13 protein-coding genes, 3 tRNA genes and 1 pseudogene are annotated in these 15,187 nt (G+C 72.3%); 7 read left to right on the top strand and 10 right to left on the bottom strand.

What is annotated here, in order from left to right; translation table 11 throughout:
* Positions 1–2 precede the first annotated feature (2 nt).
* A pseudogene (locus tag K330_RS22825) lies at positions 3–908 on the top strand (M15 family metallopeptidase); the annotation flags it as partial.
* A gap of 216 nt (positions 909–1,124) precedes the next feature.
* Here the strand turns inward: K330_RS22825 and K330_RS21045 are convergent.
* Entirely contained in the window at positions 1,125–3,470 is a 2,346-nt protein-coding gene (locus K330_RS21045; RefSeq protein ID WP_022922144.1) for a 4Fe-4S dicluster domain-containing protein, read from the bottom strand.
* A gap of 152 nt (positions 3,471–3,622) precedes the next feature.
* Here K330_RS21045 and cysK point away from each other — a divergent pair, with 152 nt between their 5' ends.
* Both cysK and epsC read left to right on the top strand, forming a co-directional pair.
* A complete protein-coding gene (gene cysK / locus K330_RS0112445) occupies positions 3,623–4,558 on the top strand; it encodes a cysteine synthase A (RefSeq protein WP_022922143.1) in 936 nt (311 codons plus the stop codon).
* 6 nt (positions 4,559–4,564) lie between these two features.
* The gene (gene epsC, locus K330_RS0112440; RefSeq protein ID WP_022922142.1) at positions 4,565–5,179 is read left to right on the top strand and encodes a serine O-acetyltransferase EpsC; all 615 of its coding nucleotides are present in this window, start codon (positions 4,565–4,567) and stop codon (positions 5,177–5,179) included.
* 112 nt (positions 5,180–5,291) lie between these two features.
* Here the strand turns inward: epsC and K330_RS21040 are convergent, their stop codons facing one another.
* The 3 genes from K330_RS21040 to K330_RS21035 all read right to left on the bottom strand — a co-directional run bounded on the left by K330_RS21040 (position 5,292) and on the right by K330_RS21035 (position 7,606).
* Entirely contained in the window at positions 5,292–5,666 is a 375-nt protein-coding gene (locus K330_RS21040) for a YtxH domain-containing protein (RefSeq protein ID WP_022922141.1), read from the bottom strand.
* Positions 5,667–5,780: 114 nt separating this feature from the next.
* Positions 5,781–5,865: transfer RNA gene (locus K330_RS0112430), tRNA-Ser, on the bottom strand.
* Between the two features lie 112 nt (positions 5,866–5,977).
* The gene (locus tag K330_RS21035; RefSeq protein ID WP_051145596.1) at positions 5,978–7,606 is read right to left on the bottom strand and encodes an LCP family protein; all 1,629 of its coding nucleotides are present in this window, start codon (positions 7,604–7,606) and stop codon (positions 5,978–5,980) included.
* A 123-nt stretch (positions 7,607–7,729) separates the two neighbouring features.
* On the opposite strand from K330_RS21035, the gene K330_RS0112420 reads away from it, so the two are divergent.
* Positions 7,730–7,821: transfer RNA gene (locus K330_RS0112420), tRNA-Ser, on the top strand.
* A gap of 75 nt (positions 7,822–7,896) precedes the next feature.
* Here K330_RS0112420 and K330_RS0112415 read toward each other — a convergent pair.
* Together K330_RS0112415 and K330_RS0112410 are read right to left on the bottom strand one after the other, a co-directional pair.
* On the bottom strand, positions 7,897–8,184 hold the full coding sequence (locus K330_RS0112415; RefSeq protein ID WP_022922140.1) for a hypothetical protein: 288 nt from the start codon (positions 8,182–8,184) through the stop codon (positions 7,897–7,899).
* On the bottom strand, positions 8,185–10,017 hold the full coding sequence (locus K330_RS0112410; RefSeq protein WP_022922139.1) for a phosphoenolpyruvate carboxykinase (GTP): 1,833 nt from the start codon (positions 10,015–10,017) through the stop codon (positions 8,185–8,187).
* Positions 10,018–10,187: 170 nt separating this feature from the next.
* Here K330_RS0112410 and K330_RS24555 point away from each other — a divergent pair, with 170 nt between their 5' ends.
* From K330_RS24555 to K330_RS0112400, 3 genes are all read left to right on the top strand, one after another.
* Entirely contained in the window at positions 10,188–10,700 is a 513-nt protein-coding gene (locus K330_RS24555; protein ID WP_268238292.1) for a cation:proton antiporter domain-containing protein, read from the top strand.
* Positions 10,631–11,497 (top strand): cation:proton antiporter domain-containing protein, encoded by an 867-nt coding sequence (locus K330_RS21030; RefSeq protein ID WP_268238291.1) that lies wholly within the window; start codon positions 10,631–10,633, stop codon positions 11,495–11,497. Before K330_RS24555 ends, K330_RS21030 begins: the two co-directional genes overlap by 70 nt.
* 15 nt (positions 11,498–11,512) lie before the next feature.
* A tRNA-Arg gene (locus tag K330_RS0112400) sits at positions 11,513–11,585 on the top strand.
* Between the two features lie 103 nt (positions 11,586–11,688).
* On the opposite strand, the gene K330_RS0112395 is transcribed toward K330_RS0112400, so the two are convergent.
* The 4 genes from K330_RS0112395 to K330_RS21025 are packed head-to-tail and all read right to left on the bottom strand — an operon-like array spanning position 11,689 to position 15,111.
* The gene (locus K330_RS0112395) at positions 11,689–12,297 is read right to left on the bottom strand and encodes a response regulator transcription factor (protein ID WP_022922138.1); all 609 of its coding nucleotides are present in this window, start codon (positions 12,295–12,297) and stop codon (positions 11,689–11,691) included.
* The gene (locus K330_RS0112390) at positions 12,294–13,388 is read right to left on the bottom strand and encodes a sensor histidine kinase (RefSeq protein ID WP_022922137.1); all 1,095 of its coding nucleotides are present in this window, start codon (positions 13,386–13,388) and stop codon (positions 12,294–12,296) included. The genes K330_RS0112395 and K330_RS0112390 overlap by 4 nt, the downstream gene beginning before the upstream one ends.
* On the bottom strand, positions 13,385–14,143 hold the full coding sequence (locus tag K330_RS0112385) for an ABC transporter (protein WP_022922136.1): 759 nt from the start codon (positions 14,141–14,143) through the stop codon (positions 13,385–13,387). Before K330_RS0112385 ends, K330_RS0112390 begins: the two co-directional genes overlap by 4 nt.
* On the bottom strand, positions 14,140–15,111 hold the full coding sequence (locus tag K330_RS21025; RefSeq protein WP_022922135.1) for an ABC transporter ATP-binding protein: 972 nt from the start codon (positions 15,109–15,111) through the stop codon (positions 14,140–14,142). The genes K330_RS0112385 and K330_RS21025 overlap by 4 nt, the downstream gene beginning before the upstream one ends.
* Positions 15,112–15,187 lie beyond the last annotated feature (76 nt).

Here is a 15,187-nt window from a genome sequence, read left to right as displayed (position 1 = left end):
CGATGCGCCCCGGTCCCGCCCCGCCCGAGCAGCGCGTCCCCCGCGGCGCGGCCGGGGCGGTCGCGGCCGGGGCGGGCACCGCGCTCCTGCTCGCCCTCGGCGTCGCCTCCGGCACGCCCCAGGGGTATGCCGTGCCCGCGCCAGTGGCGTCGGGCGGCGGGTTGGTCGCGGCGGGTGCCGGTCTGGTGGCGGGGGAGGACCCGGTGGCAGTCACCCCCTCCGAGGAGGACGACCGGCGCAACCGTGAGGCGACCGAGGCGAGCGAGACCCCCGGCCCGTCGGGGCCGTCGAGGCCCGTCGACTGCGGCGCGGCCGCCTCGTCCCCTGTCTCCGACGGCTCCCTCGGCGGTCTGGTCCTGTCCGTCGCCGGTCTGCTGTGCGGCCCGCTCGGCCCGGCCGGCGGGCTGCCGCCGACCACGCTGGAGGCGCAGGAGCCGGAGCGGCTCTACGCGCTCGTCACCCGCGAGCAGGCGGTCCGTCCGCTGCGCTACGCCCCGGACGACCTCGCACCCCTGCCCGGCGGCCTCTACGAGGCGCGCGAGGAGGTCGTCGCCCAGGTCGCCGCGCTCCTGGACGAGGCCCGTGACGCGGGCCACGACTACCTGGCCGTGACCTCCGGCTTCCGCGACCACGACACGCAGGCGGGCACGCACGAGGACTGGGTCCGTCGCCTGGGGGCCGAGCGGGCCGACCAGGTCTCGGCGCAGCCCGGGCACAGCGAGCACCAGCTCGGCCTCGCCGTCGACGTCACGGGGGAGTGCGGCGGCTTCGACTGCTTCGGCGACAGCGACGACGGTCGGTGGGTCGCCGCCCACGCCCACCGCTTCGGGTTCATCGTGCGCTACCCCGAGGACGGCGAGGAGGTCACCGGCTACGCCTACGAGCCGTGGCACCTGCGCTACGTCGGCCCGCGCGCCGCGTGGGCGATGCACCTGCGCGGCGAGGCCTACTGGGAGGACTTCGCCCCGGTCGCGCTCGAGGCCGCGACCGCCGAGCCCTGACCCGGCAGCCGACTCACGTACTCATCCTGCAGAGAACGCATGATGCATCATGTGATCTCTGCAGGATGAGTACGTGAGTGGGGCGGAGACGGCCGCGACCGTCCCCGGCCGCGCCGCCGCGTCTCAGCCGGCGGGCTGCGGGTCGGGCTCGGGCTGCGGGTCGGGGGCCGGCTCGGTGGCCTGCGCCTCCTCGCCCTCCTGGCCGCGACGCACCGCGGCCAGCAGCATCTGCGCGACGTCGACGACCTCGATCTCCTCGCGCGCGCCCTCGGACTGCTTCTGGGTCAGGCCGTCGGAGAGCATGACGCGGCAGAACGGGCAGCCGATCGCGATCCGGTCGGCGCCGGTGGCGATCGCCTCCTCGGTGCGGTTGAGGTTGATGCGGGTGCCGAGCTTCTCCTCCATCCACATGCGCGCGCCGCCGGCGCCGCAGCAGAAGGACTTCTCGCCGTGGCGCGGCATCTCCTTCATCTCCACCCCGGGCAGGGCGCCGAGCAGCTCGCGCGGCGGGGCGTAGACCTGGTTGTGCCGGCCCAGGTAGCACGGGTCGTGGTAGGTCACGCTCTCGGCGGTGGAGGCCACACCGGTGGTGTCGGCGTCGGCGGGACGGTGCACCGGGGTGAGCCGCTTCTCGCGCACCAGCCGGTTGAGCAGCTGGGTGTGGTGCACGACCTCGAACTGGCCACCGACCTGCGGGTACTCGTTCTTGATCGTGTTGAAGCAGTGGGCGCAGGTCACGACGATCTTGGTCGCGTTGACCTCCTTGAGGACCTCGACGTTCTGCATCGCCAGCATCTGGAAGAGGAACTCGTTGCCGGCGCGCCGGGCGGGGTCGCCGGTGCACGTCTCGCCGTCGCCGAGCACCGCGAAGGAGACCCCCGCGGTGTGCAGCAGCTCGGCCACCGCGCGCGTGGTCTTCTTGGCGCGGTCCTCGAAGGCGCCCGCGCACCCGACCCAGAACAGGTAGTCGACCTCGCCCAGGTCCTCGACGTCGGCACCGGCCATCGGGATCTCGAACGGCAGGTCCTTGGCCCAGTCCATCCGCAGCCGGGCGTTCATCCCCCAGGGGTTGCCCTTGTTCTCGAGGTTCTTGAACAGCCCGCCCAGCTCGGTGGGGAAGGCCGACTCGATGAGCGTCTGGTAGCGGCGCATGTCGACGATCTCGTCGACGTGCTCGATGTCGACCGGGCACTGCTCCACGCAGGCGCCGCAGGTCGTGCACGACCAGATGACGTCGGGGTCGATGACCGCGCCGCCGCTGGGGACCGTCGGGTCACCCTCGGTGGCGCCGACCAGCTCGCGCTGGGCCTCGGCCACCGCAGAGGTGGGTATGCCGTGCAGCTGGTCGGGGCGGGGCCCGTCGCCGAGCGCGGCGAACGCCTCGGCAGCGGCCTGGCGGTGCTCGCTGTCGGCCAGCAGCCACGGTGCCTTCGCGTGGTGGTGGTTGCGCAGGTTGAGCACGACCATCTTGGGCGAGAGGGGCTTGTCGGTGTTCCACGCGGGGCACTGCTCCTGGCAGCGGCCGCACTCGGTGCAGGTGGAGAAGTCGAGCAGGCCCTTCCAGGTGAAGTCCTCGACCTTGCCGGCGCCCAGGGCGGCGTCCTCGTCGAGCTCCTCGATGTCCTCGAAGTCGACCGGCGTGCCGTCCACGGCGATCGGCTGCAGCTCACCCAGGCTGGTGCGACCCTCGGGGTGGCGCTTGAGGTAGATGTTGAAGAAGGCCAGGAAGCGGTGCCAGGCCACGCCCATCGTCGGCACCAGGGCGATCGTGATCATCCAGGCCATCGAGATGAGGATCTTGAGCAGGGCGACGAGCACGATCGCGGTCTCCAGCGCCCCGACGGACATCCCGGAGAAGAGGCCGCCGACCCAGGCGGTGAGCGGGAAGTGCGTCAGCGTCGCCCAGCTCTCGCCGGTCTGCCGGCCGAGCGCGTACTCCATACCCCGCAGGAGCACGATGCAGACGCCCACGCCGAGGATGACCGCCTCGACGAAGTAGGCCTGCCAGAAGCTGGAGCCCCAGAAGCGCGAGCGGCGGCCCTCCCCGCGGGGGTGGCGCACCTGGCGGACGACGATGAGCACGAGGATGCCCAGGACCGCGGCCCAGCCGAACAGCTCGGTGAGCCACTCGTAGGGCGCGAAGTGGCCGATGAGCGGCAGGGCGAAGGTGGGCGCGAAGAGCTGGCCGTAGGCGGTGACCAGGGTCAGGACGAGCAGGCCGAAGCTGACCATGACGAACCAGTGCGCCACGGCGACCACCGGTTTGCGCGCCATCCGGGTGTGCCCGAGGAACTCCCGCAGCAGGGTCACCGCCCGTGTGCCGGGCTCGTCGGTGCGCCCGGCCTCGGGCTGCCCGAGCCGGAACCTGGCCACGAAGCCCGCGACCGTGCGCACGAACAGCGCGACCGCGGCCAGGGTGACGAGTGCCGCGACGACGATGGCGACGACCTGCAGTGCTCCCACGTCCATAGGGGCAGGGTAGTGCCCGCACCGGGCACCGGCCGCAACAGGTGACCGGCGGGTACGGAACGGCTGCGCCAGGCGACCGACGGGTATGGAATAACGCCCCGTTGCCAGTTGTATAACCTTGAAGCAGCTGCCCCCCGAGGAAAGGTTCCCCTGTGCCCGTCTACGACGACATCACCCAGGTCATCGGCCGTACCCCGCTCGTCCGCCTCAACCGCCTGACCGACGGCATCCAGGAGGGGACCCGGGTGCTGGTCAAGCTCGAGTCGCAGAACCCTGCGGCCTCCGTCAAGGACCGCATCGGCGCCTCCATCATCGACGCCGCGGTCGAGGCCGGCGAGCTGCAGCCCGGCGGCACCATCGTGGAGGGGACCTCGGGCAACACCGGCATCGCGCTGGCGATGGTCGGGGCTGCCCGCGGCTACAAGGTCATCCTGGCCATGCCGGAGACGATGAGCCTGGAGCGCCGTGCGCTGCTGCGCGCCTACGGCGCCGAGCTGGTCCTGACCCCCGGCGCCGAGGGGATGAAGGGTGCCGTCGCCAAGGCCGAGGAGATCGCCGCCGAGCGGGGCGCCGTGCGCGCCCGCCAGTTCGCCAACCCGGCCAACGTCAAGGTGCACTACGAGACGACCGGTCCTGAGGTCTGGTCCGACACCGACGGCCAGGTCGACGTCTTCGTCGCCGGCGTCGGCACCGGCGGCACCATCACCGGCGCCGGCCGCTACCTGCGCGAGCAGAAGCCGGACGTGCGCCTCGTCGTCGTCGAGCCCAAGGACAGCCCGATCCTCAACGGCGGCCAGCCGGGGCCGCACAAGATCCAGGGCCTGGGCGCCAACTTCGTGCCCGAGATCCTCGACACCGAGCTCTACGACGAGGTCCTCGACGCGACCCTGGAGGACTCCATCCGCGTCTCGCGCGCCCTGGCCACCGAGGAGGGCATCCTCGCCGGGATCTCCTCCGGCGCCAACGTGTGGGCGGCGCTGGAGATCGCCAGGCGCCCCGAGATGGCGGGCCGGACCATCGTCGTGGTCATCCCCTCCTTCGGTGAGCGCTACCTGTCCACGGTGCTCTTCGAGGACCTGAGGGACTGACCGCCGATGTTCCTCCTGCGCTCACCACGGAAGGCCGCCGGAGCCCTCGGCCGTCTCGCCGGGGGCATCCGGGAGGACCTGGACGCCGCCGTCGCCCGCGACCCCGCCACGGACAGCCGGCTGGAGATGGCCCTGGCCTCCCCGGGGCTGCACGCGATCTGGACGCACCGGGTCTCCCACCGCATGTGGACCTCCGGGGCACGGCTGCCCGCCCGCCTGCTCTCGCAGGCGGCCCGGGCGGTCACCGGGGTGGAGATCCACCCCGGTGCGACCATCGGCCGGCGCTTCTTCATCGACCACGGTATGGGGGTCGTCATCGGCGAGACCGCCGAGGTCGGCGACGACGTGATGCTCTACCACGGCGTCACCCTGGGTGGCCGCTCGATGGAGGCCGTCAAGCGTCACCCCACCCTCGGTGACGGGGTGACGATCGGGGCCGGTGCCAAGGTGCTCGGCAACATCGTGCTGGGCCACGGGGTCCAGGTCGGCGCCAACGCGGTGGTGACCAAGGACGTGCCCTCGATGTCGGTGGCCACCGGCATCCCGGCCAAGATCCGCCACCCCGACTCCGGGGTCGACCCCCAGCACGCCCTCTACGACGAGCCGGCGCTCTGGATCTAGGTCGGGCTGCCACCCACGACGAGGGCCTACCCCACGCACGACGAAGGCCCACCCCGGACGGGGTGGGCCTTCGTCATGTCCGGTCAGCCCCGCAGGGCCGGCACCGGTCGGGTCAGGGCAGCTTCTCCCCGCCCGGGCCGAAGCCGGTGGTGTCCACGGTCGTGGTACCGGTCTCGGGGTCGTAGGACCCGGTCGCGTTCTGGAAGGTGTCGCCGGAGCCCGAGCCCGAGTCGGAGCCCATGCCCGAGCCCGAGGAACCGCCCGAGACCCGGTGCTTGGCCTCGTCGACCTTGGACTTGGCCTGCTCCCCGACCTGGTGCGCCATCTCCGGCGCCTTGGCCTTGACCTCCTCGACCTTGGTCTGGACGCGGGGGTCGGTCCACAGCTTGTTGGCCTGGTCGGCGATCTGGTCGTAACGCTCGCGTCCGGCGCGGGCCCCCAGCACATAACCGATCCCGGCACCGACGAGCAGCAACATCTTGTTCATGATGACTCCTTTCGTGGGTCAACGAGTTCGCCCTCGACACTACAAGCGGCGGACGGACATGGCACGCCGAGCGGCACCGTGCGTCCGCGACGGGTGCAACTGCAGGTCAACAGGCGGAGGGTGTGGGATTTGAACCCACGGAGGCGTCAACCTCGGGCGCTTTCAAGGCGCCTGCACTCGGCCGCTATGCGAACCCTCCTGGCCCCGGGGCGAGGCATCGCCCCGGCGTCCGCACGATGATGCCACGTGGGACGGAGCGCCGCGAACCCCCCGGCCGAGGGTGACCAGACCGTCAGCCGCGGACCGCGCGGTCAGCCGCAGACCGCGCCGATCTCCTCGAGCTCGTCGTCCGGCGCCTCGGTCTCCTCCGCCGGCTCCTCCCCGGGCTCGTCGGCGGGCTCGGTGGTGGCGGGGTCCTGCGGCGCCTCCGTCGGTCCGGGCGTGGCCGTGACGGTGTCGTCGGCCGGGGCGGGAGCAGGGGCCGGCACGTCCTCGGGCGGGTTGAGGGCCTCCCACACCCGGGCGCGGATGTCGGAGAAGTCGGGGTCGGCCGTGTCGGTGTTGGAGGCGGTGAAGGGCAGGCTCTTGATCGACCCCTCCTGCACCAGCAGGACGAGCTCGGCCCACGCGCCCAGGTCCTCCTGGGGGATGTCGGTGACGACGTTGTCACCGACGGCGGTGATGATCTGCGGGTAGCGCTGCAGCAGCGTCATCGGCCGCGCCTGGTCGATGACGGCGGCGACCATGCAGCGCTGCCGGCGCATGCGGTCGTAGTCGTCGGAGAGCACGCGGGAGCGGGAGTAGCCCAGCGCCTGGAACCCGTCGAGGGTGTGCGTCCCGGGGTCCAGCCACTCCAGGTTGGGGGAGTCGGGGTCGAGGTAGAGCTTGCCGTCGGCACCGGTGAAGGTGCGCCCGTTGATCGGGATGCGCTCCTTGACCGTCACGGTCACCCCGCCCATCGCGTCGATGAGCTGCTCAAAACCCTGCAGGTTGACGATGACGGTGTGGTGGATCTCCAGGCCCAGCACGGCCTGCAGCACCTCGCGCGTGGCGGTCAGGCCGGGGGTGGGGTCGTCGGAGTACCAGCCCGGGTGCTCCTCGGCCGTCTTCTCCGCCTCGGTCCAGATCGCGTTCATCAGGCACTGGTCGCCGCAGTCGTAGCCCTCGGGGTAGAGGTTGTAGAGCGGGTTGTCGCGGGGGATCGGCACGTCCTGCAGGTTGCGCGGGACCGAGAAGAGCACGGCCTCGCCGGTGTGCGTGTCGATGCTGGCCACGATCATCGTGTCGGTGCGGGTGCCCTCGCGCGCCTCCGCGGCGTCGGAGCCGAGCAGCAGCATGTTGACGCGCGGCAGGTTGGCCCACGGGTCCTCGGGCGGGCCGAGGGTGGAGGTCGGCTCCACCCCGCCGGGGCTCGCGGGCCGGTCGCCGGAGGAGGTGAAGACCTTGTCCATCGCGTCGAGGTGGCTGTCGATGTAGCGCACGCCCAGGGCAGCCGGCGCCGAGACGGCCAGGCACAGCAGCGCGGTGAAGGCCGCCAGGGCGCCGCGCTGACGGCCGTCGGCCCGGCTCGGCTGGGTCATCAGCGCGGTGAGCGCGACGGCCCCGACCCAGACGACGGTGCCGGCGACCAGGACCCACATCAGGGTGCGCAGCAGATCCGCGTCGGCGGCGGTGGCCAGGGCGGTCCCGACGAGGCCCTCACGCCATACCGTGAGCCCGACGAAGACGCCGGCCGCGAGCGCCAGGACCACGACGACGGCGCCCAGCCAGCGCCGGGGGGTCGCCAGCAGGCCCGAGCCCGGCAGCAGGGCGCTGAGGGCGGTCAGCCCGAACGCCCGCCCGAGCGTCTCGCGACGACGTCCGTCCTGCTGCCCCACCCACTCCGAGCGGGAGCGGTACGGAGGGTGCGCACCACCGTCGGCGCGGTCGCGGTCGTTCATGCGGCGGGAGGCACCTTTCGCGGGCAGGAGAGCACCATCATGTCTTACCAACCTTCGCTGGTGGAGGGCTGGGAGCCCGGTTTGGGCACGGCCACGGGTGGCAGGTACATTGATCAGCGATCTGGAGGCGTCGCCTAGTCTGGTCTATGGCGCCCGCCTGCTAAGCGGGTTTGGGGTTTAGAGCCCCATCGAGGGTTCAAATCCCTCCGCCTCCGCCGATCATGACAGAACCCCCGGCCCTGCGGCCGGGGGTTCTGTGCGTGTCTGCGGCGGGTATGCGGTGGGCCTGCTCAGCCGGGCCCGTCGCCGTGCTGGGCCTGCGGGTCCTCGGCGTCCGCGCCCTCGTCCGAGGTCGGGTCCTGCGCGGCGTCGGCGCCGCCGGCGCCGCCCGAGCTACCACCCTCGACGGCGTCGGCCCTCTCGTCGGCCTGCTCGACCTCCTCGGGCCCGCGCTCGCGGATGCGCTTCTCGAGCGCGTCGACGTCGCCGGAGATGTCCTCCACGCCCGGCGGCAGCGGCTCGTCCGCCAGCAGCGGCTCGTCGGTGTATCCCGGGTCCTGCCCAGGGACGATGCCCATCTAGACCTCCTGACCGGCGAGACGCTGCTCGAGCGTGGCCAGCTCGTCCTGCAGCGCCGCGGGCAGCTCCTCGCCAAATGTGTCGAACCACTCCTTGATGAGCGGGATCTCAGCCTCCCACTCGGCGCGGTCGAACGCGAGCGCGGCCGCGACCTCCTCGGTGGACAGGTCCAGGCCGTCGACGTCGAGGTCCTCGGGCCGGGGCAGGTAGCCGATGGGGCTGTCCTGGGCGTCGACACGACCCTCGATGCGGTCGACCATCCACTTGAGCACGCGGGCGTTCTCGCCGAAGCCCGGCCACAGGAAGCCGCCCTCGCCCCCATCGCCCTTGCGGAACCAGTTGACCAGGAAGACCTTGGGCAGCTTGTCGGCGTCGGCCTGCTTGCCGATCTCCAGCCAGTGGTCGAAGTAGTGGCTGGCGTTGTAGCCCATGAAGGGCAGCATCGCCATCGGGTCGCGGCGCACGACGCCGACGGCGCCGGTGGCGGCGGCCGTCGTCTCGGACGACAGCGTGGAGGCGATGAAGGTGCCGTGCTGCCAGTCGCGCGACTCGGTCACCAGCGGCACCGTGGTCTTGCGCCGGCCGCCGAACATGATGGCCGAGATCGGCACGCCGCGCGGGTCGTCGTACTCCGGCGCGATGTTGGGCACCTGACGGATCGGGGTGCAGAAGCGGCTGTTGGGGTGGGCCGCGAGCTCCTCGGAGTCGGGGGTCCAGGGGTTGCCGTGCCAGTCGATCAGCTCGGCCGGCTTCTCCTCGGTCATGCCCTCCCACCAGATGTCGCCGTCGGGGGTGCGGGCGACGTTGGTGAAGATCGAGTTGCCGCGCTCGACGGTCTCCATCGCCACCGGGTTGGTCGAGCGGCTGGTGCCGGGGGCGACGCCGAAGAGCCCGAACTCGGGGTTCACGGCATACAGGCGTCCGTCCTCGCCGAAGCGCATCCAGGAGATGTCGTCGCCGACGAGCTCGGCCTTCCAGCCGGGCATCGTGGGCTGGATCATCGCCAGGTTGGTCTTGCCGCAGGCCGACGGGAAGGCGCCGGCGACGTAGTGGACCTCACCCTCGGGGTTGGTGAGCTTGAGGATGAGCATGTGCTCGGCCAGCCAGCCCTCGTCGCGCGCCATGACCGAGGCGATGCGCAGGGCGTAGCACTTCTTGCCCAGCAGCGCGTTGCCGCCGTAGCCGGAGCCGTAGGACCAGATCGCCAGCTCCTCGGGGAAGTGCACGATGTACTTGGTCTCGTTGCACGGCCAGGCCACATCCTCCTGCCCCGGCTCCAGCGGCGCACCGACGGAGTGCAGGCCCTTGACGAAGGGCGCCTGGGTGTCCTCCATCTTGGCCAGGATGTCGCTGCCGATGCGGGCCATGATCCGCATCGAGGCGACGACGTAGGCGGAGTCGGTGAGCTCGACGCCGTACTTCGGCGCGTCGGCCTCCAGGTGGCCCATGACGAAGGGGATGACGTACATCGTGCGGCCGCGCATCGAGCCCTCGAAGAGCGGCCGGAGGAGGTCCTTCATCTCCTGGGGGTCCATCCAGTTGTTGGTCGGACCGGCGTCCTTCTCCTGCGCGGAGCAGATGTAGGTGCGGTCCTCGACGCGTGCGACGTCCTGGGGGTCGGACAGCGCGTGGAAGCTGCCCGGCTTCTTGTCGTCGGCCAGCGGCGTGAAGGTGCCCGCCTCGACGAGCAGGGCGTTGATCTGCGCGATCTGCTCGTCGGACCCGTCGACCCACACGACGTCGTCGGGCTGCGTGTGCGCGGCCACCTCCTTCACCCAGGCGTCGAGCTCGGCGTGGGTGGTCCCACCGGTGGTCTGCAGCTGCTGGTGCATGTACGGATCCCTTTCCTGGCGGCGGTGCCAGACGGTCGCAAGGTGTGCCTCTGAGACCACCGTAGCGCCCGCCGCTGGGTGCTTCGCACCGGTTCACGGCCCCGGGCTGCGGCGTTGGTCACACTGCCGGTGCGACCCGCAGGAACCCGTCCGCGCCCGACGCTTGGCCGATGACCCCCGAGGTGATCTACCTGGTCCTCGGCCTGGGCCTCCTGCTGGCCAGCCTGCTCCCGTGGGTCGTCGAGGGACGGGCCCTGTCCGTGCCGATGGTCGTGCTGGCCTTCGGCGTGGTGGTCGGGCTGGTGGTGCCGGGCGAGGACCCGGTCAGCCCGGTGCTGGACGCGACGGCCACGGCCCACATGGCCGAGGTGACGGTGATCATCTCGCTGATGGGGGTGGGGCTGGCGCTGGAGCGACCCCTGCACTGGCGGACGTGGTCGCCGACCTGGCGCATGATCGCCCTGGCGATGCCGTTGACCATCGGCGCCATCGCCCTGCTCGGCTGGTGGGCGATGGGGCTGACGGTGCCCGCCGCCATCCTGCTCGGTGCCGTCCTGGCGCCCACCGACCCGGTCCTGGCCGACGAGGTGCGGTCGAGGGCCCGGTCACCCAGGTGCAGGGCGATGACGGAGCCTTCGACGACGACGTGCGGACCGAGGAGGACGAGGTCCGCTTCACCCTGACCAGCGAGGCGGGGCTCAACGACGCCTTCGCCTTCCCCTTCGTCTACCTCGGCCTGTTCCTCATGGGCCGGGGCGCCTGGCAGGAGTGGGGCCTGGAGTGGGTGCTGTGGACGCTGGTCGGCAAGATCGTCGTGGGCTTCCTCGTCGGCTGGGCCGCCGGGGCCCTGCTGGGGCGCTTGTTGTTCCGGGGGCGGCTACGGGGTCAGCGGGTGGCGGAGATCGGGACGCCGCTGGTGGCCCTGGCCGCGACCTTCGCGGTCTACGGGCTCACCGAGCTGCTCCACGGCTACGGCTTCCTCGCGGTCTTCGCCTCCGCCGTGGCGTTGCGCAGCGCAGAGCGTCACCACGGGGTGCACCGTGAGCTGCACTCCCTGATCGAGCGCGTCGAGACGATCCTGACGCTGGTCCTGCTCCTGCTGGTCGGGGCCGCCATGTCCGCGGGCCTGCTCGCCGGGCTCAGCCGGGGTGGCGCGGCGGTCGGCCTGCTGCTCGTCTTCGTGGTCCGGCCGCTGGTGGGCTGGGCCTCGCTGCTGGGGTGCGCGCGGGTCGACCGTCCGGAGCGGCATGCCATCGCCTGGTTCGGCGTGCGCGGCATCGGCTCGGTCTACTACCTCGCCTACGCGCTGTCGACCGAGTACGTCGCCGAGGGGCTGGAGCTGTGGTCCGTGGTCGCCTTCACCATCGCCGCGTCGGTGGTGGTGCACGGGTTGCTGGCCACGCCCGTCATGCGACGGCTCGACGCACGCCGCCGTCCGCAGGGCGGGTCCGATTTCTCCGCAGCCCCACGGGTGGGCTAAGGTTGCTCTTCGCCAGCGCCCGTAGCTCAACGGATAGAGCATCTGACTACGGATCAGAAGGTTAGGGGTTCGAATCCCTTCGGGCGCGCGCTGTGTTGAGACAGTGAGAAGGCCCCCTCCGGTGGAGGGGGCCTTCTGTCGTCCTCGGGGGTATGCGGTGCACGCCCGGACCAGGGTCGCCGCGTCCCGTCCTAGAGCCAGCCGCGCCGCTGGGCCGCTCGTGCGGCCTCGACCCGCGTGGAGGTCCCGGTCTTGTGGATCGCCGAGGACAGGTAGTTGCGCACCGTGCCCGGCGAGAGGTGGACGCGTGCGGAGATGGTGGCCACGGTGGCGCCCTCGAGGGCCTCGCGCAGCACGGAGCGCTCGCCGTCGGTGAGGGGGCTGGGCCCGCCGACGAGGGACTCCGCGGCCAGGGCGGGGTCGACCACGCGCAGCCCGGCATGCACCCGGCGGACCGCCTCGGCGAGCTCGCCGGCCGGGGTGTCCTTGACGACGAAGCCACCGGCGCCGGCCTCGAGCGCCCGCCGCAGGTAACCCGGCCGACCGAAGGTGGTGACGATCAGCGAGCGGCACCCGGGCACCTCCCGCGCCAGCCGCCCCGCGACCTCGATGCCGTCGGCGCCGGGCATCTCGATGTCGAGCAGGCAGACCTCGGCGCCCGTGGCCAGCGCCCGTGCGACGACCTCGTCGCCGCGGCCGACCTCGGCCACCACCTCCAGGTCGTCCTCGAGGGACAGCAGGGCGGCCAGGGCGCCCCGGACCAGGGCCTGGTCGTCGGCGAGGAGGAGCCTGATGGTCACAGCCGCACCTCCACCGTGGTGCCGGCCCCGTCCGTCCCGGGCCCGACGGTCAGCGTGCCGCCCGCGCCGGCGACGCGCTCGCGCGCTCCGCGCAGGCCGTTGCCCTCGCGCAGCCCCTCCAGGCCGGTGCCGTCGTCGGTCACGCGCAGCAGCGCCGGGCCCAGCTCGACGGTGCACCGGGAGGCGCCGCTGTGCCGCACGACGTTGGTCACCGCCTCGCGCAGCACCCAGGCCAGGACGATCCGGTGCCGGGGGTCGACCACGTCGGCGTCGTCGGGCACGTCCGCGGCGATCCCGGCGCCGGTGAGCGCGGTCCGGGCGGCCGCCAGCTCGTCGGAGAGACGGGCCACGCGCAGCCCGGAGACGGTGGCGCGGATCTCGGCGAGCGCCTCACGGGTCATCGACCGGATCTCCGCCAGCTCTGCGCGGGCCCGTTCGGGGTCGACGTCGAGCAGCCGTTCGGCCAGCTCGGCCTTGACCGTGACCACGGTGAGGTTGTGCCCCAGCACGTCGTGCACGTCACGGGCCACCCGCTCCCGCTCGGCGACCATGGCCAGCTCCTCGGCCATCGCGTTGTGCTCCAGCTGGCGCTGGTTGACCACCCGGATCACCATCGTGAAGACCGCGACCATGGCCACGATCCCGACGAAGAAGCCCATCTCGGCCAGGTCGCCGGAGGCCAGCGGCACGAGGGCCGAGACCGCGACCCCGGTGACGCTGACCGCGGCCGCGGCGCGCAGCGGCAGGGTGAACGTCGCCAGCGAGATGACGAACGGCAGCAGGTAGACCGCACGGACCCCCAGGACGGCGGCCGAGGCGAGCTGCAGGCCGACCATGACGACCAGGTGCGTCCCGCCGGCGCGCGCCACCTCCTCCCACCCGTCCATCCCGGAGGTCCGCACCAGGCCCGCGAGGTAGACCACGCCGAAGGCGAGGATGAGTGCGACGCCGGCGGCACGCCATACCGGGGCGGTGTCGGCCGTGGCCGCGGAGGCGACGGGGAAGTAGAGGAACACGACCCACACCGCCCCCATCAGCCAGCCGAGCCGCTCCCACGGGTCGCGCGCCGCCGGCGTCGAGGGCTCGCTCACTGCCGGTCCCGTCCGCGGCGGACCAGCCAGGTCGCCAGCAGCGCCAGCACGGTCAGCCATACGCCCACGTTAGCCAAGGCGTACCACAGCGGCTCCTGCAGCAGGGTGCCGTCGGTGGTCGGGACCGTCCCCTCGGTGACCGGGTAGCGTGCCAGCGCGGCGTAGCCGTACAGCGGCGTGAACCGGGCGATGGCCAGCATGGTCCCCGACAACGGGACGAAGATGTTGCCCAGGAAGCCCATGATGACCAGGACCCCGCTGGCCGCGCTGACCGCGGCCTCGGTGCGGAAGGCCAGCCCCATGACCAGGCCGTAGAGCGCGAACACGCTGGCGCCGAGGAGCACGACCAGGGCGCTGAGCACCCAGGCGAGGACCTCGCCCTCGGCGCCGGTGAGGACGCCGACGAGGTAGATGAGCGCGATCGGGACCGCCGCGACGACGACGGCGACGAACGCCTTGACCGCGACGTAGGCGTGGTCGGCCAGCGGGGTGAGGCCCAGCTGGCGGCCCCAGCCCTGGGCCCGCTCGACCGCGGCCATGCCGCCGACGCCGGTGGTCGCGGTGACCGCGCCGTAGGCAGCCATGGAGATCATGATGTACATCGCCACGTTGCCGTTGCCGGCGCGCTGGGCCGAGAAGTCCTGCGCGGCGCCGAAGACGACGTAGAAGAAGGCGGGGAGCAGGGCGATGAAGAACATGCTGACGTAGTCGCGCAGGACGCGGCGCAGCTCGATGCCCGCGTAGGTGACGTTCATCCGAGGACCTCCAGGTCGGCGTGGGTGGGGACGAGGGATGTGGGGGAGTCGCCGGTGATGGCGAGGAAGGCGGCCTCGAGCGAGCCGCTCGTGACCTCCAGAGCGGTCGCGTCGAGCTGGGTGAGGAGGGCGCGGGCGACGGCGTCGGAGTCGCCGGCGTGCACGTGCACGCGCCGGCCCTCCGTCCTCACCTCGAGCACCCCGGGTATGCGGTGCAGCACCTGCAGCGCGCGCGTGGCGCGGGCCGGGTCGGCCGGCAGGTCGGCGCTGACCGAGCGGCCGCTGGCGCGGGCCCGGACCTGGGCGGTCGCCCCGTCGGCCACGACACGCCCCTGGGCGACCATGACGATCCGCTGGGCGAAGGCGTCGGCCTCCTCCAGGTAGTGCGTGGCGAAGACGACGGTGCGCCCCGCGTCGGCCTCGGCGTGCATGCTCTCCCAGAACGCGCGGCGGGAGGAGACGTCCATGCCGGCCGTCGGCTCGTCGAGCACGATCAGGTCGGGGTCGGGCAGCAGGGCCAGGGCGAAGCGCAGCCGCTGCTGCTCCCCGCCGGAGGTCTTGGCCACCCTGCGGCCGGCGATCGCCGTCAGGCCGGCGCGCTCGATGACCTCCTCGACGCCGGCGGGGTGTCGGTGGGTCGAGGCGATCAGCTGCACGGTCTCGCGCACGGACAGGTCGCGCAGCAGACCGCCGGTCTGCAGCACGGCGGAGACGCGGCCCGAGGTGACCGCGCGGCGCGGGGGTGCCCCGAAGACGCTGACGATGCCGGCCGTGGGCTCGGTGAGGCCGAGCACCATGTCGAGGGTCGTGGTCTTCCCGGCGCCGTTGGGGCCGAGGAAGGCGACGACCTCGCCGGTGCGGATCGTCAGGTCGATGCCGTCGACGGCGCGCACGGTGCCGCCGCCGGGGGTCCGGAAGGTCTTGGTGAGGTCGCGGACCTCGACCGCTGGCTGGGTGTTCGTCAACATGTCCCCAGCGTCGGTCCGGCGGGGCGGGCCCGGCGATCCCCGGACGTCACGACCTGCCGGTGACAGGTGTCATGCC

The sequence above is a fragment of the Ornithinimicrobium pekingense DSM 21552 genome, assembly GCF_000421185.1.
Lineage (GTDB): Bacteria > Actinomycetota > Actinomycetes > Actinomycetales > Dermatophilaceae > Ornithinicoccus > Ornithinicoccus pekingensis.
Note: the sequence above shows the minus strand (reverse complement) of the source record. Positions and strands in the feature narration are given on the sequence as shown.

What these genes read in the sequence shown, in the direction of transcription:
- K330_RS0112385 (WP_022922136.1), bottom strand. Translation starts at nt 14,143, where the DNA reads ATGAACGTCACCTACGCGGGCATCGAGCTGCGCCGCGTCCTGCGCGAC.
- K330_RS24555 (WP_268238292.1), top strand. Translation starts at nt 10,188, where the DNA reads ATGACCCCCGAGGTGATCTACCTGGTCCTCGGCCTGGGCCTCCTGCTG.
- K330_RS0112410 (WP_022922139.1), bottom strand. Translation starts at nt 10,017, where the DNA reads ATGCACCAGCAGCTGCAGACCACCGGTGGGACCACCCACGCCGAGCTC.
- K330_RS21040 (WP_022922141.1), bottom strand. Translation starts at nt 5,666, where the DNA reads ATGAACAAGATGTTGCTGCTCGTCGGTGCCGGGATCGGTTATGTGCTG.
- K330_RS21035 (WP_051145596.1), bottom strand. Translation starts at nt 7,606, where the DNA reads ATGAACGACCGCGACCGCGCCGACGGTGGTGCGCACCCTCCGTACCGC.
- epsC (WP_022922142.1), top strand. Translation starts at nt 4,565, where the DNA reads ATGTTCCTCCTGCGCTCACCACGGAAGGCCGCCGGAGCCCTCGGCCGT.
- K330_RS0112415 (WP_022922140.1), bottom strand. Translation starts at nt 8,184, where the DNA reads ATGGGCATCGTCCCTGGGCAGGACCCGGGATACACCGACGAGCCGCTG.
- K330_RS21025 (WP_022922135.1), bottom strand. Translation starts at nt 15,111, where the DNA reads ATGTTGACGAACACCCAGCCAGCGGTCGAGGTCCGCGACCTCACCAAG.
- K330_RS21045 (WP_022922144.1), bottom strand. Translation starts at nt 3,470, where the DNA reads ATGGACGTGGGAGCACTGCAGGTCGTCGCCATCGTCGTCGCGGCACTC.